This is a genomic window from Actinoplanes philippinensis (assembly GCF_900113015.1).
Taxonomy (GTDB): domain Bacteria; phylum Actinomycetota; class Actinomycetes; order Mycobacteriales; family Micromonosporaceae; genus Actinoplanes; species Actinoplanes philippinensis.
Genome location: NZ_FONV01000004.1, coordinates 482,857 through 504,083, shown reverse-complemented (window position 1 = coordinate 504,083; position 21,227 = coordinate 482,857). Strand labels below are relative to the sequence as shown.

The window sequence follows — 21,227 nt, the reverse complement described above, 5'->3', positions numbered from 1 at the left end:
CTCACTCTCGGCCGGTGTCGCCTGCCGCCGGCTTCCCCGTCGAGCCGGAGGGCTTCCCATCTGGTCCGGAGCGCCGTCCGGCCGGCGCCACCGGTGCGACGGCGCGCAGCTCGGCGGTGAGCCTGGCGGCCAGCTCCAGCGCGGACTCCGGCGAGGGCGACGGCGGGGCCGGCGTGGGTTCGAAGAACGTCACCGTCAACCGCGGGCGGCGCGGGAAACGGGCGATGTCTACGGTCCCGGTGACCGCCGCGCACACGATGCGGGCCTGCGGAACGGCCTGGGCGAGCCGGCCGACCCCGCTACGGGCACGAAGCAGCCGACCCTGCGATCGGGTGCCCTCCGGGAAGATCCCGAGGCAGCCGCCGGTGGACAGGCACCGCACCGCGGCGTCGAGCGCGTCCGTGTCGGCCTGCCCGCGGCGGACGGGAATCTGCCCCATCCCGTCGAGCACCCACCGGAGCAGCGGATTCTTCCAGAGCGAGGCCTTCGCGAGGGCCTGGATCTGCCGGCGGCGGCGGGCGGCGACGGCGATGACGAACGGGTCCCAGGCGCTGTCGTGATTGGCCGGGACGATCGTCGGGCCCTGCGACGGCAGCAGGTCCAGCCCGGTCACCTCCAGCCGGCCCCACCAGCGCACGATCGGGCCGGCTGCCACCATGACCAGGCGGTACATCGGTGAGACCGATGGGGTTGTCCTCACGATCCACTCTCTCCGGTGCGGGCGGCACGCCACTGCAGCATCGCGGCGGTGGCGTCGTCGCGGAGCTCGCCGTCCTCGTACGACACGATGGTGTGGATCAGGCGCCGCATCGTCTCCGCCGCGGCCGTGCCCTCGCCGAGGGTGCGCAGCAGGAACGCGGTCAGCTGCTCGACTCCGAACAGCGTGCCGGACGCGTCCCGCGCCTCGGTGATGCCGTCGGTGTAGAGGACCAGGGTGTCGCCGGGTTCGAGGTGTTCCTCGACGACCGCCGGGGGCCGCGAGACCATGTGGCCGAGGCCCAGCGGCAGCGCGTTCGGGGTCGGCAGTGTCGGCAGCGCCCGGCCGGCGCGCAGGAAGATCTCGGCCGGATGCCCGGCGCTGATCCGCCGGTACCGGCCGGTCGCCATGTCCAGCTCGGCCAGCAGCGCCGTCACGAACGCCCCCGGATACTGTGCGCGTACCCACTTGTCGATGGACCGGCAGGTGTCGGTCAGGGAGAGACCGGAACGGCGAGCATTACGGTACGTGTTGAGCGTCAGCGTGGTCAGCGCGCTGGCGCTGATCCCGTGACCGACCGTGTCGAACAGCGCCACGTGCAGCACGTCGGCGTTGGCGGCGTAGTCGAAGGCGTCCCCGCCGACGTCGTAGCAGGGCTCCAGGACGGCGGCGACCCGGGTGCCGTCGATCGCGTACGTCAGCGGCGGCAGCTGATTCCAGATGATCTCCGCCGCCAGCTGCATCGGCAGCCGCCGCCGGGTGTGCTCCACCGCGTCGCCGTAGAACCGCCGGCTGGCGATCAGCTCGGCCACCAGCGCCGCGATGATCTCCAGGTCGTGCAGCGCCGCACCCGTCGGATGGTCCTTGACCTGCAGCTCCAGCACCCCGAGCCGTTCCGCCCCGTGCAGCAGCGGCAGCCACAGCACCCCGCCGTCACCGGTGTCGCTCCACTGCCGCTCGGACGTGATGAACGCCCGCCCGGCGAGTGTGGCCTCCACCTCCAGCGGCGCGGACACGTCGCGGGCCGACCGCAGCGGATGCAATCCGACCTGCCCGTAGTCGGCCAGCAGCACGGTCGCGGACCGCGCGTCCAGCAGCGGCGCGGTCTCCGTCAGCACGGCCGGCAGGTCCTCGGCCCGGCCCCGGTGCCGCAGGTCCATGAGCCGCCGCACGGCCTCCATCGATTCGAGCATCACCCCCATCCTTCACGTCCCGGCCGGAAAAGGCGCCCCGGGGTACCCGATCGGTCCACGCCGGGTCTCCGCGCCCGGGTGACGCGTCGCCGCACCAGGGTGGTCCTCGACGGCGACCGCCACGTCGAGGAGCAGGCGGCGCAGCCACACCACGGCCGGCCGTGACATTGAGCGCCACGACCTACGCCACCCTGGTCGCGGCCCTACCGGGAAGGTCGGGTGACGTGACCAGCGGCACCGGCCCTCAGCGGCGCCACGTCCGCCGCCGCGAAAGACCAGCCGGCGGGCGTCAGTCCCAGGAGTTGAAGACCGTTTCGCCGACGTTTGGAGGGCGCCATGAATCGATCTGCAGCCGCTCCGCCGTTCCCAGCGCGCCGGTGTCCACGGCGTCGAGGGGCGAAGCGAGCAGCCGGCGGCTCATGACGACGAATCCGGCCCCGGTGAACGTGCCGGCCCATGACGGCGGGTCAGCGAAGGCTTTCGGGTCGAGGTCGCCGGTGACCCCCTCCGCGAAGGCGACCCAGGGGTACGAGTCGTTGCACAGCACCGTTAGCCGGCCGCTCGGCGCCCGGATCACGGCGGAGTGGAAATTCCGCGGATAGGCGCTCTCGGTGACCTGTTCGACGGTGCCATCCGCGGCGCGTGCGGCCTCGTGGCAAGCACCTCTGAACGTGCGGGCCGCAACCGGCGGGAGGTCCGGCTCCCGGCCGGATCGAAAACCTGTCACACCTCGTTCCAACCGAAACACGGCACCATCCTCCCGCGTCCGCCGCAACCATGGGCCGGCCGGATCAGGCGGGCGGGAAGTTCCAGGCCGGCGGCAGGGCGCTGTCGCACAGGGCGCAGGTGAAGTCGCCGTCGCGGACGATGTTGCGCTCGCCGCAGGACGGGCATCGGCGGAAGACGATCTCGGTGGTGAAGGCGCCGGGGTGGTCGAGCCCGAGGTGGTCGAGTGCTCTGCGCACCGCCGGCCAGCAGTCCGGGTCGGGGCAGTAACCGGTCGACTGGTTGGTCACCTCCGCGACCGTCCAGCGGCCGCCCTCGCGGGTGAACGTCATCTCGCCCGCAGCCAGTACGTCCCGGCCGCCTGCCAGGGCCACGTGCTCACTGCGGCGTGGCGCTATGCGCAGCGACCCGTCGAGCGCCACGACGAAGGTGACCGGCTCGTCCGGATTGCCGCCGGCCGGCCAGCGGTCGAGAACAGCGCTGGAACCGACCACGACCGCGCCCACGGGCGGATCGTCGCCGGCGAGTTCCGCCGGACCGACGTAGCGGTACCGGCCCAGATCATTCACCGAGCGACGGTATCCGGCCGCTCGGAGATCCGTCGACTCGATTCGAGGCACGTCGGGTGGCGGGGTCGGCACGAGGGCGGCTCAGGTGGCCGGGCGGAACGGTGACAGTGTGGCGCGGATCGTCTCGGCGGCGCCCCAGTCGTCGTCGAACTGGGCCAGGACCGCCAGGTGCTGGCGCAGCTGGATGATCGGCATGCGGGCGCGCCAGTCGGTGTCGAGGCCGGTCAGGTCGGCGTAGAGGTCGAAGAAGCGGTGCGACTCCGGTGGTGGCGCGGTGGTCCAGAGGTGGGCCAGGTCCACCTCGGGCCAGGTGTACGACACGGCCGGGTCGATCAGCGCCGCCCGGCCGTCGGCGGTGGCCAGCACGTTCTGGGACCACAGGTCGCCGTGGGTCAGGCAGGCCGGACGCTGGGGCAGCAGCTCGGGGAGGCGGTGGCACAGCCGTTCCAGCGCGACCCGGTCGGCGGGGGTGAGCGCCGCCTCGACGCGCGGCTCGGACAACCAGCGCAGCAGCCGGTGCTCGGCGAAGAACACGAAACCGTCGGCGGTCCACGTGTTGGACTGCCGGCGGCGGCCCAGCCAGTTGTCGCGGTGCCACCCGAAACGCGGATGAACGGTGCTGCTGTGCAGGTGGGCGAGCGTGTGGGCGAACCGCTCCCAGAACGCCTCCTCGTGCGGCCTCGGATGCAGGAGCGACAGCACGAGCAGCTCGTGGTTCGCCACGACGACCTCGGGTGTCGCCACACCGCCGAGGTCCCGCAGCGCCGCCAGGCCGTCGGCCTCCGCCACGAAGGCGTCGGCGCCGGGCGCCTCGTCGAAGGTCTTCACGAAGACCGGCGGCGCGTCCTCGCGGACGGCCAGGCCGGCGATCGCGGCGAGGCCACCGCTCACCGGTTCGACGGAGACGACGTCACGGATCCCGGCGCGCAGCAACCGTTCGGCGAGGAGAGTCGTCGGGGACATCGCTTCATCGTCGCAGCCTCCGTCACGGTCGCCGACCGGGCCGTGATCGTTTCCGCTACCCTCGCCGGGATGATCGTGATGGAGCACCGGCCGTCCGGCGCAGATCCCTCGGCGCCGGCCCGCGCGGACCGGCGATGAGCGCCGCCACGCTCACGGAGGCGGCTGCCCGAGGCGACGTCAGCCGTGTCCTCGACATGCTGGCGACCATGGACGACGCGGGCAGACGGGCCGCGCGCCGGCCACTGGAAGCGGCCGGGAAGGCCCTCACCGCGGACGATCCGGAGGAGGTGCGGATCGCTGTCGCGTACGCCGTGCTCGGCTGCCGGACCACCCCCGCGGAGGCCGCGAAAGCCCTGATCACCCTGTGGCGCCAGCGGGACCGGACCGGCCGGCAGCTGGAGGTCTTCGACGGCCGGGAACCCGCCTGGCTCGCCGAGACCGGGCGCCGTGTCGCCGCCGCGGTGCCGGTGCGACGGTCGGCCGACTGGTGCTTCAGTGGCCACGAGAACGACCAGCTCTACCGCGTGGCGCGGGACCTGCTGTGGATGGCCGGCGTCGAGCCGGCGCCCGACGACGGCTACGTCCTGGAATGGGCGCTGAGCAAACGGCACCGGGACCGGGAGCTCTGCCTGGCCCACCACATGCGCTTCCAGGAGGGCGCCTACCAGAGGGACATGGCTGAGGCGTTCCGTGCCGACCCGTACACCGCCGGGTTTCTGCCCCGGGTTTTCGGCCTTGCCGGTTTCGCGGCGTACCTCAACGAGTCCGAGCCGTGGCGGGCGACGCTGGTCGCGCTGGCCGGGACCGGTGACGTCGACCGCGCGGCCCTGATCGACCGCTGCGTCGAAGGGCTGATGCGGGGCGGGCGGATACCCGAGATCCGCGGGTTCCAGAAACTGCTGGACGAGTTGGAGCCGACCGAGGACGAGCTGGCCGAGCGGGCCCCCGACTGGGCGGGGCTGGCCGAGCGTGCGGATCCGCCGACCGCCGGCCGTGCCGTCGACACCCTGCGCCGGCTGCTGGACGCCGGACGGCTCGGCGCCGCTCTGCTGGCCGACACGTCGTACGCCGTGCTGGCCCGGCCGGAGAAGACCCTGGTCCGGGGCCACCTGAAACTGGTCGCCGAAGCGCTGCGCCGCACCCCCGGGGACGCCGCCGAGCTGCTGCCCGCGGTCGCCACCGCGTTCGGGCACGCCGACACGACCGTGCAGGAGCAGGCGTGGAAGCTGGTGGCCCGGCACCTCACGACCGTCGGCGACGACGTCCGTGGGCAGCTCGCCGACGCCCTGCCGGGGCTGGCGCCGGACCTGCGGGAGCGAGCCGCGGCCGTGCTCGGCACGTCCGTCACCCCGTCCAGCGAACCGGGGACGCCGGCGGTCACCGTGTCGTCGCCCCGCCCGGTCGCTGCCGCGCCGGACAGCGTGGCCGAGGCGGTCGAGGAGATCGCCGCGCTGCTCGGCTCACGAAAGCCGGCGCCCGTGGACCGGGAACGGGCGGTCGACGGCCTGATCCGTGCCGCCCACCGGGACCGGTCGGCTCTCGCCGAGCGCCTCGCGCCCGTGGCCCGCCGGCACGACTGGCTCCCCGCCGGCCTCCACGAGCTGATCAAGGCTGCCCTCGGCGAGATCACGGCCGGCGACGTGCCGGCCGGTCCCCGCCCGATGGAGGGGCGCTCCGACCACGCACGCTGCATTCCGTGTCTTTACGAATACCTTTCCGAGGCGCGGTGGTACGAGGCCGCGCGCCGGCTGTCGACCGAGCCGGTGCCGTTCCTGCTGTCCACACCCGGCTGGAGCACCGGGGCGTTGTCCGCCGACGTCCTCGTCGACCGTCTCGCCGGATACGCACGGCTGGGCCTGCGGGCCGGGCCTCTCGATCTCGACCAGGCTCTGCTGCGGGCCCGCCTGCCCGAGCCCGCGGAACGGGACAGGCTCGCTGCCGCGGCTGCCGGACTGGGCACCCCGGACGGGGACCGGCTCGCCTCCTGGCTGGCCACCGGCGGCCTGCACGCGGGGCGGGACGGCGGGTCCCGTACCGCGCTGCCTGCCCTTCGGTTGGGGTTCACCCCGGAGTTCCGGCACCTGGACCAGACGCTGGACGCCACCTGGCACTCCGGGACCGACTTCGTGCGCGCCTCGCTGCCGGAGTGGGTGGCGGTCGTCCCGGTGTTCCGCGAGTATCTCGCCGACCAGCTGACCAACCCGTTGGACCATTCCGTCCACCTCGATGACTACCTGGCCGACCTGCCGTTGCTGATCGAGGCGGACGGGCCGGCCGGCCGGCGGCTCAGCATGGTGCTCGCCTGCGCGATCGTCGCCACCGGCCGGGCACACCGGCCCGCCGTGGTCGACGCGCTGCTGCAGGCCGACGCGCGCGGCGAACTGGACCCGCAGTGGTGCGGCGAGCAGATCGGCCGGTGGAGCACGTGGCACGACGAGATGGCCGACATCGTGCCCGTGCTGACCGAGGTGGCGGCCGCGGGTGCGTACCGCCCGGTGTGGGAGGTGCTGCGGGCGGCGCTCCCGGCGCTGCTGGCCCTGCCGAAACGCCCCCGCAAGCTCAGCGGCGTCCTGCTGCTCGCCGCGGACTGCGCCGTCCGGATCAGCGCGACCGGCGAGGTGCCCGGCCTGGCCGAACTGGCCGCCGGCCCCGGCGCCTCGCAGACGGTGAAACAGGCCCGGCGGCTGCGCCAGGCCCTCGCGGCTCCGTGAGGACGCGGCCATCATGAACCCCATGGAGGACGCCAAGGTTGTCACGCTCTGTGGCTCGACCCGGTTCGAGGCCGCGTTCGCCGAGGTCAACCAGCGGCTCACGATGGAGGGGTCCGTCGTGATCAGCCTCGGGATGTTCCGGCTTCCCGACCTGCCGGGCCACGACTGGGCGGCCGACAGCTCGGAGCTGAAGGAGCGGCTCGGCGCCGTGCACTTCCAGAAGATCCGCATGGCGGACGAGGTGTACATCGTGGATCCGGGCGGCTACCTGGGGGAGTCGACCCGGCGGGAGATCGCCTATGCGGAGTCGCTCGGCAAGCCGGTCCGCTATCTGAGCCGGGAGAGCCCGGCGCGGGCGGGCGAGCCGTAGGCCGGGTCCACGTCGCGCGGCGGACACCGGCCCGGGCCCGCGGACCCGGCGGCGGGGGTCCCTCGGGGAGCTTCTCCGCCGGCGGCCAGCGGGCCCATGACGTGGAAGAATGATCTTCGGCGGGGTTGCCGAGGGCTGGAGGACGTGTGCCGTATTCGCCTGATCTCGACGCGATCCTGACCGAGGGAGCGCGGTTCGAGGCCGACGGCATCGCCTACGTCGTCGAGCGCCGGCCGGTGGGCACCGTCGTCGCGCCGACCGGGGAGATCACCGCCTGTGATCCGCTCACGTCGGCGGGCGGCGCCGAGGCGTTCACCGTCACCGTGGCGCCGGGCGCCTATCCGCTGACCGCCTGGGTGGCCGTGATCAGCCGGGCGGACGCGGCGCCCGACCACCGTACCGCCGCATTGGCTCTGACCGTCAGTGATCAGCCTGTGGTGCGTTGGGAAATGGCCCTGAACGAGGGTCAGGACGTCGGTGTCCTCGACGCCGACGGCTATTTCGGCTATCCGGTCGACGCCGGGGTCGGCACGCTCGCCGACCTGTCCGCCGTCGCCGCGCTGGCCGACTGGGATTTCGACCAGCTCGACGAGGTCTTCGTCCCGGCGCGGATCCCGCCCGGCCCGGCACCGGTCGACGGCGTCGTCGACCAGGTCACCGGCGCGAACGTCATCACCGTCACCGCCGGCTGGGGCGACGGGGTCTATCCGACGTTCGTCGGCTTCGCCGCCGACGGGACGGTCTGCGGATTCGTCACCGATTTCCTGGTGATTCCGTCCCTTTAGCGGTACGGGCTACGCCTCCTGCCCCGCGAAAAAGGCACGCAGGCGATCCGAATAGACGAGACGCTCCTCGACGGACGGCAAATCACTCAACGCCTGTGACCGGTACAGATCATCGCCGGAATACCGTGGATAGACGTGCACGTGATAATGCCAGACGTCCTGGTTGCCGGCCGGCTCGTTGTGCTGGCGCACCGACGTGCCGGCACAGCCGTACGTGCTGCGGATCCCGATCGCGACCTCCCGCGCCAGATCGTGGACGGCGTGCCCGTACGCCGGCGGCAGGTCGTAGATGTTCTCGTGGTGCGCGTTCGGCACCACCAGCACGTGCCCGTGATTGCGGGGCCACCAGCGCGGGGAGACGAACGCGGTGGCGAGCTGGGTACGGCGTACCACATCTCGCGGGTCGTTGATCCTGCGCACGTCGTCGAGGCCCGCGACGAGGCGGCAGAACGGACAGATGTAGTCGTCCGGCTCGTGGTTGAACATCAGGGAAACGTATCGACGCCGCTCGTGCCGGGCCACCCCGGCAGGAGCGGCGGGCGGGTCAGTCGCCGTGTGGCAGCCCGGCGCCGGCGCGGACGCCCTCACCCCACCGGCGTCGCGCGCCGCCGTGCGCCGGCGGGCCGCCGCGATCGCCGCCCGGCACGGCCCAGCGCCGCGACCGTGACCGGCAGCGTCGCCGTCAGAGCGGCCAGCGCCAGGAAACCGGCCGCCCAGCCGTGATGCTCGGCCACCACCCCGGTCAGCGGCGCCGCGACCGCGATGCCGAGCGCGCTCGCCGAGTTGATCCACGTCATCGCCTGGGTGTAGACCTCCGGCGCGGCGGCCCGCTGCAACAGGATCGCGCCGGGGATCAGCACCAGCGCCACACAGCCACCGACGAGCGCGCAGCCGGCGAACATCACCGCGACACCCGGCGCGAACGACAACGCCGCACAACCCACCGTGAGAATCCCGCCGGCGGCCAGCATCACCCGCGCCGGACGTGCCGGGGCCACCGCGCCGTAGACCAGGCCCGCGACCAGGCTCACCCCGCCGGCGACCGCGGTGATCAGGCCCGACAGCGCCTCGGCCCGGTGCGCGAACGCGAAGGCGGTGATCGCCACCCCGATGCCGCCGAAGAAGAAACCGAGCGCCAGGTTCGCGGCGACGAGGCCGGCGAAACGGCGGTTCAGCAGCCGACGATCCACCAGCAGCCCCCGCGATCCGCCGCCCGGCGACGGCGCGGACCCGGTGTCGGACAGCAGCACGACCATCCCGGTGACCACCAGCGACCCCGCCACCGCCAGGCCGGCCCACGGTGCCAGGACGGTGCTCACCGTCGTCACCAGGACCGGGCCGGCCAGGAACACCGCGTCGTTGACGGCGCCCTCCAGCGACAGCGCCGCCGCCGGCAGCCCGGACACGTCGTCGCCGCCCCGGGCCGTGGCGACGTGCCGCCAGCGGGCCGCCGACAGCGCGCCCACGGCCGGCACACTCGCGCCCACCGCCGCCGCCGGCACGATCAGCGACCAGGCCGGCCCCGGCCGGCCGCACGCCACGATCAGCAGCAGCGCCGCGACGGCGAACACCGCCGTCACCACCGGCATCACCCGGCGCTGGCCCCACCGGTCGACCAGGCGGCCGATCTGCGGCCCGGCCAGCGCCTCCGCGACGGCGAACACGCCGGTGGCGGCGCCGGCCCGCCCGAACGACCCGGACGAGCCCTGGACCGCCCAGAACACCGCCGGCCCGGACATCGCCACACCCAGACGGGCCACCGCCGCGCCGGCGAAGAACCGGCGGCCCAGAGACAGCGCCCGCCGATACCGCGACCACGCGGAGGCAGACGGAACGACACGACGAAAGAACACACGACCCGTACGCACAGCGGAACTCCAGCGGCATCACACCGCGAGCCGCCAGACAGGCCGGACTGGGACGTCAACTCGCGACACCACCCTAACCGACACGGCGGATCAGGTGGAGGGTGGAATCGGCGTGGCGGGTCTGGTTCTGTTCGTGTCGACGGTGGTCGTCGCGCCGGCAGGACGAGCAGCGGGCGCTGCGGCGGAGGAGGATCCGAGACGGACGGGAGCGAGGCTCATGGCGATCTCGACGGTGCACACGGCGCTCGGTGAGTTGCGGCGCGCCGACGGTGGGTTCGACTTCTCCGGGCGACTCGGGGAGGTGGCGATCGTCCTCGACGTCGACGACGCGGAGACGGCGCTCGCGGTCGCCCAGCGGGTCAGCACGACCATCGGCGACCTGGACGACTTCGCCCGGCGGGTCGCGACCCAGCTGGCGTACGTCTTCGCGCCGGAGGGACCGGACGAGGTGGAGGTCTGGGAGAACGGCGAGTCCGTCGTCAGTGGCGCCGAGTTCGCCCGCCGCCTCACTCTCGGCTGCGTCACCGCGGGCAGCGACGGCGACGTCGAGGTCTACTTCGACGACGACGAGATGTTCGGCGGCCACACCATCCGCGCCTGGATCGACGAGTCCGGCACGGTGACCGACGCCCAGATCGCCGGCTGATCAGCGGAACAGCGCCCGCAGCTCGTCGATCGGCGTGCCGGTGTCGCCGCTGAGGGCTCTGCCCAGGGTGGCCAGCCGGGGATCGGTGACCGCCGGATCGTCCACCAGGCAGCGGGTCACCAGATCGGACCACAGCCGCCGGGCGCCGCCGTCGTCGCCGGCGCGACGGGCGAACAGCGGCGACCGCGGCCGGCGCCGCCACGGCAGGTCCGGGTCGGCCAGCACCGCGGCCAGCTCCTCGACCAGGACAGCGGCCACCTCGGGACGCGCCGTCAGCAGCAACACCGCCAGGGTCAGGAACATCGGCGACGACGGGTCGTCACGCCAGTCACCCGGCAGCTCCAGGCGGCACCAGGCCAGGAAACGCAGGGACGCGTCGCGGGCCGGCCCGCCCAGTTCCAGCGCCGAGTCGAGCAGCGGGGCCAGCGAGTCCACCGGGTCGGCGTCCGGGGTGGACGCCCGGACCAGCAGGGTGCAGACGAACAGCCGTCGTACGTGGTCCCGCTGCCCGGCCGGATCGTGCGACCGGGTCAGGGTCAGCACCGAGCCGGGCATCCAGCCGATCTCGTCCGGCAGCCACCGGCTGTGTGCCAGGTCGTCGAGCGCCCGCCGGTACTCGTCGGCGCGGGCGCCGTGGTCGGCCACGGCCATCGCGCCGATCGCGGCGGCGTCGAGCTGCGGGGCCACCCAGGCCAGCAGCACACGCTCGTCCGGAGCGAACGAGGCGAACAGGTCACTGTCGGTCACTGCCCGATGATGAGCCATCGACGCCAGGGCCCGCCGGTACGACACCGCCTATTGCGCGCGGACGGGAGGCGCGGACCGTACCGCCAAGGTCTCTCCCGCGGCGAGAATCGCCTCGCTGGACGGCCTCGGCTCCCAGCCCAGGACGCGCCTCGCCTTGGTGTTGGAGATCTTCTTGACGTGGCCGAGCTCGCCCGCGAAGGCCCGCAGCTGCGGGTTGAAGACGGCGCCGAGGCGGACGACGACGTTCGGCAGGGTGCGGGTCGGGACCCGCGCCGCCGCCGGGCCGAGATGCGCCCGCAGGAGCGCGCCGATCTCCCGCAACGGCACGACCGGGCCGCTGGACAGCAGGAACCGCTCGCCGGCCGCCCCGTCCGCGGTCATCGCCGCCACGTGGGCGCTCGCCACGTCACGCACGTCCACGATCGGGATGTGCAGGTCCGGGAAGCCGGGCATGTCGCCGCCGAGCATCCGCTGCACGATGTGGTTGGCCCCGGACACCGTCCCGCCGGACGGCACCGGGCCCATCACCGCGACCGGCAGCATCGTCGTCAGCTCCAGGCCCTCCCGTGCGGCGAACTCCCAGGCGGCCCGCTCGGCGAGGACCTTGCTGCGCCCGTACGCGTCCATGCCGGGCCCGTCCAGCACCGACCAGTCGTCCTCGGTGAACACGTGATCGGTGTGCGGATGACCGAAACCGGCCGCATGGAACGCCGACGTCAGCACCACCCGCTTCACGCCGGCGTCGCGGGCCGCCCGCAGCACCCGCAGCGTCCCCTCCCGGGCGGGGACGATCAGGTCGTCCTCGTCCACGACATGGCCCGGCCGTACCGGCGACGCCACGTGCAGCACGTAGTCGCAGCCGTCGGCGGCGGCCGCCCAGCCGTCGTCGGACAGCAGATCGGCCCGCACGAAGCCGGGCGCCGCGGTCCGTGACGTGGCACGTACCTCATACCCCTGATCGGTGAGCAGCCGGATGCAGTGACCGGCGATGAATCCGGAACCGCCGGTGACGAGAACACGCTGAGTCATGCCGACAACGATCCGGCGGCCGTGCGGCCACAGCCAGAGCCCTGACAGGACCCCCTCTGCCGGCCGCGCCGCGACCTACCGTGGTGGCATGCCATCGGAACTGGGCGCCTTCCTGCAGGCTCGCCGCGAACTCGTGACCCCCGGCGACGCCGGGATCCCGGTGACCGGCGTGCGCCGGGTCGCCGGCCTGCGCCGCGAGGAGGTCGCCATGCTCGCCGGCATCAGCGCCGACTACTACCTGCGACTGGAACGCGGCCGCGACCTCAACCCGTCACCGCAGGTCCTGGAAGCGCTGGCCCGCGTGCTGCGTCTCGACGACGACACCCGCGCCTACCTGTTCAGCCTCACCGGCCCGAAACCCCGCCGGCGGCGGCCACGCCGGGAGACGCTGCCGCCGGGCACCGCGAAACTCGTCGCCACCCTGCCGCTGCCGGCTTTCGTCGAGGGCCGCTGCCTCGACGTGCTCGCGGCGAACCCGCTGGCCACCGCCCTGTCACCGAGGCTCGTCACCGGCGGCAACCGGCTGCGCGACGTCTTTCTCGACGAGGCCGAGCAGGCGCTCTTCCCCGCCTGGGAGCAGGCCTGCGCGTACCTCGTCGCCGGGTTCCGTGAGTCGGTCGGCACGGACACCGACGACCCCCGGTTCATCGAGCTGGTCGGCGAGCTGTCCCTCGCCAGCCCGCTCTTCCGGAAACTGTGGGCCCGCCACGACGTGCGCCCCCGCGCCGGAGCGGTCATCACCTTCACCCACCCGCAGGTCGGCGAACTCGTCCTCAACCGCGAGAAACTGCTGGTCAGCGGCACCGACGGGATCATGCTGGTGATCTACCACGCGGATGCCGGGAGCGAAGCCGCCGACAAGCTCACACTCCTCGCAACATTTGCGGCAGAGTATGCGAATGGCGTACACATTTCCCGGGCAGGTCGCCCGCACCCAGGGGTTCACACTCGGTCTGGCTCGTAACTTCGCGATCGCCCCGGACGGCTCGCGGGTCCACTTCCTGCGCACCCCGGGCGGCGAGGACCCGATCGCCAGTCTCTGGACCTACGACGTCGCGACCGGCGAGGAACGGCTGCTGGCCGACGCGGCGGCGCTCGGCGCCGCCGGCGCCGGCGAGATGTCCGACCGGGAACGGGCGCGGCGTGAGCGGGCCCGCGACAGGTCCGCGGGGATCGGCGCCTTCAACACCGATGCGGCGGTACGCACGATCGCGTTCACCCTCGACATGAGGCTGTTCGTGGCCGACGTGTCCTCCGGCGAGGTCACCGAGGTCGGCGCGCGGGAACCGGTCGCCGAGGCGCGCATCGACCCGACCGGCCACTGGATCGCCTACGTCCACGACGACGAGCTGCGGGTGATCGGGCGCGACGGCAAGGACGACCGGCCGCTCGCCGAACCGGACGGCCCCGAGGTCACCTGGGGCCTGCCGGAGCACGAGGCGTCCGAGTCGATGGACCGGTTCGAGGGCTACTGGTGGGCGCCGGACGGCCGGTCGCTGATCGCCGCCCGCGTCGACAACAGCCCCGTGCAGGTGTGGCACATCAGCGACCCGGCCCACCCGGAGAAACCGCCGACCGCGTTGCGCTACCCGGCCGCCGGCACCCCGAACGCCGACGTCAGCCTGCACGTGATCGGCCTGGACGGCACCCGGGTCGAGGTCGACTGGGACCGCAAGGCCTTCGAATACGTCACCCGGGTCACCTGGGACGCCACCGCCCTGCTGGTCACCGTCCAGAACCGCCCGCAGACCGTGATGCGGATCCTCGCCGTCGACCCGGCCACCGGCCGCACCACGCTCCGGCACGAGGACACCGCCCCGGACTGGACGACCATCGTCTCCGGCCTGCCCGCCCACACCGCGTCCGGCGCGCTGCTGTGGACCGTCGAGGACGGCGACACCCGCCGGCTCACCGTCGACGGCGAGCCGGTCACCCCGCCCGGCCTGCAGGTCGACCGGATCCTGTCGATCGACGGCGACACCGTCCTGTTCGCCGCCTTCCAGGACCCGGCCTCCCGCGACCTGTGGACCTGGTCGCCGGGGTCGCTGCGGCAGGTCACCACGGTCCCCGGCCTGCACGACGGCCGTCGCCGCGGCGGGGTCACCGTGGTCGACGCCCGCACCCTCGAAGCCGAGACCGTCACCGTCGACGGCCGCCCGCTGACCAGCCTGGCCGCCGTCCCCCCGGTGATCCCGGAGCCGCGCCTGCACCGCCTCGGCGCCCGCGAGCTGCGCACCGCGGTGCTGCTGCCGGCCGGATACCAGGGCGGCGCCCTGCCGGTGCTGATGGACCCCTACGGCGGCCGGGCCGCCCAGCGCGCCGTCGCCGCCCGATCCCGCTACTGGGCGTCCCAGTGGTTCGCCGACCAGGGCTTCGCCGTGATCATCGCCGACGGCCGCGGCACCCCCGGCCGTGGCCCCGCGTGGGACCGCGCCCGCGGCGACGACCACCCGGCGCCCCGCCTGCAGGACCAGGTCGACGCCCTGCACGCCGCCGCCGAGCACTACGACCTCGACCTCGGCCGGGTCGGCATCCGCGGCTGGTCGGCCGGCGGATACCTGGCCGCGCTGGCCGTGCTGCGCCGCCCCGACGTGTTCCACGCCGGCATCGCCGGGGCGCCGGTCACCGACATGCTGCTCTACAGCTCGCACTGGCAGGAGCGCACCCTGGGCCTGCCGGCCGAGAACCCGGCGATGTACGCCCAGTCGTCCCTGATCGACGACGCCCCCGGCCTGCGCCGCCCGCTGCTGCTGATCCACGGCCTGGTCGACGACAACGTCCTCCCGGTCCACACCATGAAACTGTCCGCCGCGCTGCTGGCCGCCGGCCGACCGCACACCGTCCTGCCGTTGCCCGGCGCCTCCCACATGGGCATCGCCGACGGCCTGTGGGAGTTCGAGCTGGCCTTCCTGCGCCAGTCCCTCGGCATCGGGTAAATCCGATGCCCGGCCGGGGACACGGCGGTACCGTGCCGGGTCATGAACGTGACCCGGCTCCGGTGGACCGACATCCCCGCCCCGCTCCGGAGCCGTGCCGAGGCCGCCGTGGGCACCCCGCTGCACGAGATCGCGAGCGCGCCCGGCGGCTTCACCCCGGGCGTGGCCTCGGCCGTGGCCGGCGACTCGGGCGCCCGCTTCTTCGTCAAGGCGATCTCCCGCGGCACGTCCGAGGTCGCCGGGGCGTACCGTCGCGAGGCGCAGGTCGCCGCGGCGCTGCCCCCGCAGGCGCCCAGCCCACGGTTGCTGTGGTGGCACGACGACGGCGACTGGATCGTCATGGTCTTCGAGCACGTCGACGGCCGTACCCCGCAGCTCGCCGACCTCGGCGCGGTGATGGACGCGGTGGCCGCGCTCGGTGCGATCCCGGGACCGGAGGGCCTGCCGCGGATCGCCGACGAGTACGCCGACGACTTCTCCGGATGGCGCGACATCGCGGCGGCCGGCACGTGGCCGGCCGTCGTCGCCGCCTATCCGGAGCTCGGCGGCGCCTCGATCGTGGTGCTGGCCGCCCGTGAGGAGCGCTGGCCGCACGCCGCCGGCGGCGCCGCTCTCGTCCACGGTGACCTGCGCCTGGACAACATGATCCGCACCGGCGCGGGCGTCCGCGTCGTCGACTGGCCCAACGCGTGCACCGGCGCGGCCTGGTTCGATCTGGTGCTGATGACCCCCAGCCTGGCCATGCAGGGCGTCGACGTGGAAGCCCTGCTCGACCGGCATCCCCTGACCGCCTCCGCCGACCGCGACGACGTCGACACCGTCCTGGTCGCCGCGGCCGGGCTCTTCGTCAGCCGGTCGCTGCAGCCGCCGCCCCCGGCCGCGCCGGCCGTCCGTGACTTCCAGCGGGCGCAGGCGAAAGCGCTGCTCGCCTGGCTGGCGACCCGCTGCCCCGGCCTTCTCGACGATCGGACATGACGATGCCCCTCGATCTGTACGCGCTCTGCGTCGACGCGCGGGACCCGGCCCGCCTCGCCGGTTTCTGGGCCGGGATGCTCGGCCACCAGCCTGTCGACGACCCGTACGACGGGGTGGTGATCGGCGGTGGCAGCGGGTTCCGGATGCGGTTCCGGCCGGAGCAGGCGCCGAAGACGGCCGCGAACCTGATGCACTTCGACCTGACCAGCACGTCGGTCGAGGACCAGGAGCGGACCGTCGCCACGGCGCTCGCCCTCGGCGGCCGGCACCTCGACATCGGGCAGGGCGACGTCGACCACGTGGTGCTCGGCGACCCGGAGGGCAACGAGTTCGACGTGATCGAGCCGGGCAACGGGTTCCTCGCCGGGTGCGGGTTCGTCGGGGCGCTGGCCGGCGACGGCAGCCAGGCGGTCGGGTACTTCTGGGCGCGGGCGCTGGGCTGGCCGCTGGTGTGGGACGAGAACGAGGAGACCGCGATCCAGTCCCCGGCCGGCGGTCCCAAGATCACCTGGGGCGGGCCGCCGCTGGAGCCGCGCCACGGCCGCAACCGGTGGTCGTACGACCTCGTCGCCTCCGATCAGGGAGAGACCCGCCGCCTGATCGCCCTCGGCGCCACCCACCTCGCCGACGGCCCCGGCTGGGTGCGGCTCGCCGACCCGGACGGCAACGACTTCCGGATCCTGACCGCCCTCTGACGGCTCCGGACGACGACAACCGGACCGAAACTCAGTGGCCACGGCTCTGCGACGACGGCCGGTCACGGTCGGATACGGGCGGAACAACCGTCCGCCGAGTGAGAGAAGGGCGATGACATGGCGCTCATCGTGACGGTCGAGAACGACATCGAGGTGGCGGGCATGCTCGCCGCGACGCTGTCCTCGTCGGGACACACCGTCCGGGTCGCCGACAGCCGGCAGCATGCCATGGACCTGGTCGAGTGGCAGCGCCCCGACCTGATGATCCTCGACCACCGGATGCCCCGGATGAACGGCCTGGAGACGGCCCGCCTGCTGCGCGCCGACGCCGGCACGGCCTCGATGCCGCTGCTGATGCTCGCCGCCCGGCCGCCCGCCCGCGCGAGCGAGGTCGTCGACCGGGTGATGACCAAGCCGGCGAGCCTGCGGACCGTCACCGCCACCGCCCACGAGCTGCTCCGATCGCACCGCGACGTGGTGCCGCCCACCGGCCCGCACCTGACCAGCCCCGGCCGCCTCAGGGCCGTCAGCCGGTTGCTGGACCGTACCGACCCGGTGGCGCAGCGGATGCTGGCCGCCCTCACCGCGGAGCTGACCGTCCTGACCGGGGCGCGGACCGCCGCGGTCACCCTGGTGCTCAGCGACGCCGTGACCTATGTGGCGTCGGTCGGCGTGCCCGGGCCGCTCGCCGAGGCCGGTGGGCTGCCGGCCGAGTGGGCGCCCTGCTCCCTGGTGGTCGACCGGAACGAGGCGGTGCTGATCACCGACACCCACGCGGATCCGGCGAACCTGCGCAACCCGGTCGTCACCCAGCTGGGCGTGCGGTCCTACGCCGGCGTTCCGCTGCACGACGCGGCCGGCATCCCGGTGGGCACGCTGTGCGTACTGGACGAGCTGCCGTTCGCCTTCGACGAGGGCACCCTGAAGCAGCTGGCCACCGCCGCGGCCAACGCCGAGCTGCTGTTGCAGACCACCGTCTAGGATTCGCGTTCGATCACGTATCGGACCGGGGGCGGCGCACATGACATCCACCTGGAATCTACGGACACCGCCGCTGTTCGCCGCCCTGGCGCCGGCGCGGCGCATCCTGATCGCCGGCGCCGGCGGCGGCTTCGACGTCTACGCCGGGCTGCCGCTGGCCCTGGCCCTGCGCGAGACCGGCGCCGAGGTGCACCTGGCCAGCCTCTCCTTCTCCCAGCTGGAGCTGATCGACCAGGAGTCGTGGGCGGAACGCAACGTCGCCGCGATCACCCCGGCCACGGCCAGCCCCGACTGGTACTTCCCGGAGCGGACGCTGGCCCGATGGCTCGCCGCCCAGGACATGCCGTCGACGGTGTACGCGTTCCCGCCCCTGGGTGTGCAGGCGCTGCGGGAGGCGTACCGCTTCCTGATCGGCCGTCTCGGCATCGACGCGGTCGTGCTGGTCGACGGCGGCACCGACATCCTGATGCGCGGCGACGAGAACGCGCTCGGCACCCCCGTCGAGGACATCGCCAGCATCGCCGCCGTCACCGCCCTCGACGTGCCGATCAAGCTGGTCACCTGCCTCGGTTTCGGCATCGACGCCTACCACGGCGTCAACCACGTGCAGGTGCTGGAGAACCTCGCCGCCCTCGACCGCGACGGCGGCTACCTGGGCGCCCTGTCGATCCCCGGCGACAGCCGTGAGGCGCGCCTCTACCGGGACGCGGTCGCCGACGCGCAGGCCGCCACCCCGGAACGCCCGAGCATCGTCAACGGCCAGATCGCGGCCGCCGTCGCCGGCGCCTTCGGCGACGTCCAGTTCACCCGCCGCACCAGCGGCAGCACCCTTTTCGTGAACCCGCTGATGGCCATCTACTTCACCGTCGACCTGGACAAGCTGGCCGCCCGCTGCCTGTACCTGGACCGGATCGAGAACACCATCAGCCGCCGCCAGGTGATCACCCGGATCGAGGCGTTCCGCAACGAGATCCCGACGACCCGGATCCCCCGCGCCTACCCGCACTGATCCGGCGAAGGACCGGACGGTGACCACCCGCGGGCGCCCGCTCAGGTCGCCGTGAGCGGGATGTCGACGCAGACCTCGGGGAGGTTCGCGGCCGCCCAGGAGATCAGCAGGGGCAGGACGTCGCCGTCCGGGCGGGCGACGGTGTAGTCGGCGAGGGACTCGAAGAAGTCGTCACCACCGCCGGCGCCGGCGGTGCACGGCTGGACCCGGACCGCCTCGCCGTCCTGCACCACCGCGACCGTGGCGCCCTCGACGGTGGTGAGGTCGTGGGTGATGCCGATCGTCGCGACGCAGCCGAGCTCGAACGACAGGGCCCCGCCGACCTCGGTGAGCCGGGTCAGCACGACCACGGCGACGTCGTTGCGGCTCAGGACCTCGGGCCCGGCGACGATCCGGCCGGTCTCGGCGTCCGGCTCGGCGGCCGGGAAGTCGCCGGTCCGGTGCCGGCCTTCGTCGTACGGTGGCAGCAGCCGCCGTGGCGCGGGCGCCGGGCCCCGCCGTCCCGCTCGGATGTCGGCCTGCCGTTCGCCGGCGCTGCGCCGGTCGAGCGGGCGGCGGGCGACCAGTTCCAGCTCCAGCCCGGTGGGCCGGGACACCGCCCGCAGCACGCCGACGGTGAGTTCCGGCCGTTCGGCGATCAGCCCGCCCCGGTGCGCGAGCACCCCCAGTGTCCGGTCCACGGCTACCGCGCCCCCGGGAAACGGGCCACCGGCCACGACGAATCGGGCCGAAACCCGGTGTACGTGTCGTCGAACGGGAACTCGCCCGCCTCGATCAGCCTGACCAGCCGTTCCCCTTCGGCGCGGATCCGTGTCGCCTCGTCGGTGTCGAAGTAGAGCGGGTGCCCGAGCCGGGCCGCGAACTCGTCCTCGTCCTTCCACCGCCACTCCCGCCGCGGCGTGGCGACGATGTCGAGGACGTGGTCGACGGTCTCGACGGCGTCGCCGCGCCGCACGTACGGGGCTTCCAGGTTCACATACCATCCGGTGAACTCACCGTCCCGGAAGAACCACCACACCGCGTGGGCGGCGCCCGGTGGCATCAGGATCAGCACGTCGTAATGAAGCCAGCCGCTGCTCACCATCCGTGGCGCGGTCATCGCGTCGGGGGTGACCTCGTGGGCGGTGCCGCCGTCGGCGTCGACGAGTTTCGCGAAGTCGCCGCCGACCGGCTGCCACAGCAGCAGCCCGTCGGGGTCGTCGCGGATCACCCGCATGGCCTGTTCCCACATCACCCAGCGCCCGCGACGGTATCGACGGGTGACGGTCTGTCCGGGCCGGAATCGCATGGGGGCACGGTAGCCCGCGGCCGCCGTCGCGGGACGCCGGCGTGTGCGAGGCGCCCCGCGACCTGCTCGTGGGCGGCGGCGCCCCGGTCAGTACGAAGGTGACCGCCGGCCCAGCCAGCTCAGGATCGCCGCGTTCGTCTCCGCCGGCCTCTCCTGCGGGATCCAATGGCCGCAGTCGAGAGTGACCACCTCCACGTCGGGCACGAACGTGGCCAGCCGCTCCGATGGCGCGATCGTGTCCCGGTCGCCGTAGATCATCAGGGCGGGCTGCGCGATGACCGGGTCCACGCCGGCCAGCAGCCGCCAGTTGCGGTCGAGGTTGCGGTACCAGTTGATGCCGCCGGTGAATCCCGTCGACGCGAAGGTGGCGGCGAACAGGTCCAGCTCGTCGTCGCTCAGTACGGGCTCACCGAGCGGCGTCTCGGCCCGGGCCAGGTCGATCATCACCATGCCCGGCTGCGGCGGCGCCGGGGGCAGGTTCTTCCGGTACAGGTTGCGCAGGAACCGGGACGTGTTGGCGTCCAGCACGGCGTCCGCCACCCCGGGCTGCCGGTTGAAGTGGACGAAGTAGAAGTCTCCGCCCAGGAACTCCTCCATGACCTCGATCCACGGCCGCTCGCCGCGCTCCTGGTAGGGCAGGCTCAGGTTGATCACCGCGTTCACCCGGCCCGGATGCAGCAGGGCCAGGCCCCACACCACGAACGCGCCCCAGTCGTGGCCGACGAAGGTGGCGTCCGCGTACCCGTAGTGGTCGAGGAGCGCGACCAGGTCACCCGACAGGTGCGCGATGTCGTAGGCCGTCACGTCGTCCGGCCGCGACGATCGGCCGTACCCCCGCTGGTTCGGCACGATGACGTGGTGACCGGCCGCCGCGAGCGCGGGCACCTGATGACGCCACGACTGGGCCAGCTCCGGCCAGCCGTGGCAGAGCACGATGGGCCGCCCCGCGTTCTCGCGGCCCGCTTCGAAGACTTCGAGTTCCACGCCGTTGACGGAGACGACGGTGGGCTCCGGAAAATCGATCATGACGACATGGTGC

At 73.3% G+C, this 21,227-nt stretch carries 23 protein-coding genes; 10 read left to right on the top strand and 13 right to left on the bottom strand.

From position 1 onward, the window contains the following. Nucleotide 1 precedes the first annotated feature (1 nt). From BM290_RS12670 to BM290_RS12650, 6 genes are all read right to left on the bottom strand, one after another. Nucleotides 2–700, bottom strand: a complete 699-nt coding sequence (locus BM290_RS12670) for a lysophospholipid acyltransferase family protein (RefSeq protein ID WP_239143477.1) — start codon at nt 698–700, stop codon at nt 2–4. Then, nucleotides 697–1,890 (bottom strand): PP2C family protein-serine/threonine phosphatase, encoded by a 1,194-nt coding sequence (locus tag BM290_RS12665; protein ID WP_093613736.1) that lies wholly within the window; start codon nt 1,888–1,890, stop codon nt 697–699. The genes BM290_RS12670 and BM290_RS12665 overlap by 4 nt, the downstream gene beginning before the upstream one ends. A gap of 12 nt (nt 1,891–1,902) precedes the next feature. After that, nucleotides 1,903–2,058 carry a hypothetical protein gene (locus BM290_RS48265; protein ID WP_177319681.1) on the bottom strand — a complete coding sequence of 52 codons (156 nt, stop codon included), beginning with the start codon at nt 2,056–2,058 and terminating at the stop codon, nt 1,903–1,905. 121 nt (nt 2,059–2,179) lie between these two features. Continuing rightward, the gene (locus BM290_RS12660; protein WP_143133725.1) at nt 2,180–2,638 is read right to left on the bottom strand and encodes a hypothetical protein; all 459 of its coding nucleotides are present in this window, start codon (nt 2,636–2,638) and stop codon (nt 2,180–2,182) included. A 43-nt stretch (nt 2,639–2,681) separates the two neighbouring features. After that, nucleotides 2,682–3,185, bottom strand: a complete 504-nt coding sequence (locus BM290_RS12655; RefSeq protein WP_093613340.1) for a hypothetical protein — start codon at nt 3,183–3,185, stop codon at nt 2,682–2,684. An 81-nt stretch (nt 3,186–3,266) separates the two neighbouring features. Then, on the bottom strand, nt 3,267–4,148 hold the full coding sequence (locus tag BM290_RS12650; RefSeq protein ID WP_093613338.1) for a fructosamine kinase family protein: 882 nt from the start codon (nt 4,146–4,148) through the stop codon (nt 3,267–3,269). 134 nt (nt 4,149–4,282) lie between these two features. Between BM290_RS12650 and BM290_RS12645 the strand changes: the two genes are divergently transcribed. From BM290_RS12645 to BM290_RS12635, 3 genes are all read left to right on the top strand, one after another. Next, complete coding sequence (locus BM290_RS12645; RefSeq protein WP_093613336.1) at nt 4,283–6,859, top strand: DUF6493 family protein; 2,577 nt, start codon at nt 4,283–4,285, stop codon at nt 6,857–6,859. A gap of 22 nt (nt 6,860–6,881) precedes the next feature. After that, nucleotides 6,882–7,229, top strand: coding sequence for a hypothetical protein (locus BM290_RS12640; protein ID WP_093613334.1), 348 nt, complete (start codon nt 6,882–6,884; stop codon nt 7,227–7,229). 146 nt (nt 7,230–7,375) lie between these two features. Then, nucleotides 7,376–8,014, top strand: coding sequence for a DUF4241 domain-containing protein (locus tag BM290_RS12635; RefSeq protein WP_093613332.1), 639 nt, complete (start codon nt 7,376–7,378; stop codon nt 8,012–8,014). 9 nt (nt 8,015–8,023) lie between these two features. Here BM290_RS12635 and BM290_RS12630 read toward each other — a convergent pair whose 3' ends face one another. Together BM290_RS12630 and BM290_RS12625 are read right to left on the bottom strand one after the other, a co-directional pair. Then, nucleotides 8,024–8,500, bottom strand: a complete 477-nt coding sequence (locus BM290_RS12630; RefSeq protein ID WP_093613330.1) for an HIT family protein — start codon at nt 8,498–8,500, stop codon at nt 8,024–8,026. Between the two features lie 98 nt (nt 8,501–8,598). Beyond that, nucleotides 8,599–9,882, bottom strand: a complete 1,284-nt coding sequence (locus BM290_RS12625; RefSeq protein ID WP_143133724.1) for an MFS transporter — start codon at nt 9,880–9,882, stop codon at nt 8,599–8,601. A 217-nt stretch (nt 9,883–10,099) separates the two neighbouring features. Here BM290_RS12625 and BM290_RS47245 point away from each other — a divergent pair, with 217 nt between their 5' ends. Then, nucleotides 10,100–10,528, top strand: a complete 429-nt coding sequence (locus BM290_RS47245) for a DUF2262 domain-containing protein (protein ID WP_143133723.1) — start codon at nt 10,100–10,102, stop codon at nt 10,526–10,528. Here the strand turns inward: BM290_RS47245 and BM290_RS12615 are convergent, their stop codons facing one another. Further along, a complete protein-coding gene (locus BM290_RS12615) occupies nt 10,529–11,275 on the bottom strand; it encodes a hypothetical protein (RefSeq protein ID WP_093613326.1) in 747 nt (248 codons plus the stop codon). It lies immediately after the preceding gene. A gap of 48 nt (nt 11,276–11,323) precedes the next feature. Further along, the gene (locus BM290_RS12610) at nt 11,324–12,304 is read right to left on the bottom strand and encodes an NAD-dependent epimerase/dehydratase family protein (protein WP_093613324.1); all 981 of its coding nucleotides are present in this window, start codon (nt 12,302–12,304) and stop codon (nt 11,324–11,326) included. A gap of 88 nt (nt 12,305–12,392) precedes the next feature. Between BM290_RS12610 and BM290_RS12605 the strand changes: the two genes are divergently transcribed. From BM290_RS12605 to BM290_RS12580, 6 genes are all read left to right on the top strand, one after another. Then, nucleotides 12,393–13,268, top strand: a complete 876-nt coding sequence (locus BM290_RS12605) for a helix-turn-helix transcriptional regulator (RefSeq protein ID WP_093613322.1) — start codon at nt 12,393–12,395, stop codon at nt 13,266–13,268. Beyond that, nucleotides 13,204–15,240 (top strand): S9 family peptidase, encoded by a 2,037-nt coding sequence (locus tag BM290_RS12600; RefSeq protein WP_093613320.1) that lies wholly within the window; start codon nt 13,204–13,206, stop codon nt 15,238–15,240. The genes BM290_RS12605 and BM290_RS12600 overlap by 65 nt, the downstream gene beginning before the upstream one ends. Before the next feature lie 42 nt (nt 15,241–15,282). Beyond that, entirely contained in the window at nt 15,283–16,215 is a 933-nt protein-coding gene (locus BM290_RS12595; protein ID WP_093613318.1) for a phosphotransferase family protein, read from the top strand. 2 nt (nt 16,216–16,217) lie between these two features. Then, complete coding sequence (locus BM290_RS12590; protein WP_093613316.1) at nt 16,218–16,910, top strand: VOC family protein; 693 nt, start codon at nt 16,218–16,220, stop codon at nt 16,908–16,910. A 117-nt stretch (nt 16,911–17,027) separates the two neighbouring features. Then, nucleotides 17,028–17,891 carry a response regulator gene (locus tag BM290_RS12585; protein WP_093613314.1) on the top strand — a complete coding sequence of 288 codons (864 nt, stop codon included), beginning with the start codon at nt 17,028–17,030 and terminating at the stop codon, nt 17,889–17,891. A gap of 40 nt (nt 17,892–17,931) precedes the next feature. After that, entirely contained in the window at nt 17,932–18,900 is a 969-nt protein-coding gene (locus BM290_RS12580; RefSeq protein WP_093613312.1) for a DUF1152 domain-containing protein, read from the top strand. A gap of 41 nt (nt 18,901–18,941) precedes the next feature. On the opposite strand, the gene BM290_RS12575 is transcribed toward BM290_RS12580, so the two are convergent. The 3 genes from BM290_RS12575 to BM290_RS12565 form a co-directional block, all read right to left on the bottom strand. Continuing rightward, a complete protein-coding gene (locus tag BM290_RS12575) occupies nt 18,942–19,580 on the bottom strand; it encodes a hypothetical protein (protein ID WP_143133722.1) in 639 nt (212 codons plus the stop codon). Nucleotides 19,581–19,582: 2 nt separating this feature from the next. Further along, nucleotides 19,583–20,188 (bottom strand): ribonuclease FAU-1 family protein, encoded by a 606-nt coding sequence (locus BM290_RS12570; protein ID WP_093613308.1) that lies wholly within the window; start codon nt 20,186–20,188, stop codon nt 19,583–19,585. A gap of 87 nt (nt 20,189–20,275) precedes the next feature. Next, nucleotides 20,276–21,214, bottom strand: a complete 939-nt coding sequence (locus tag BM290_RS12565; RefSeq protein ID WP_093613306.1) for an alpha/beta fold hydrolase — start codon at nt 21,212–21,214, stop codon at nt 20,276–20,278. Nucleotides 21,215–21,227 lie beyond the last annotated feature (13 nt).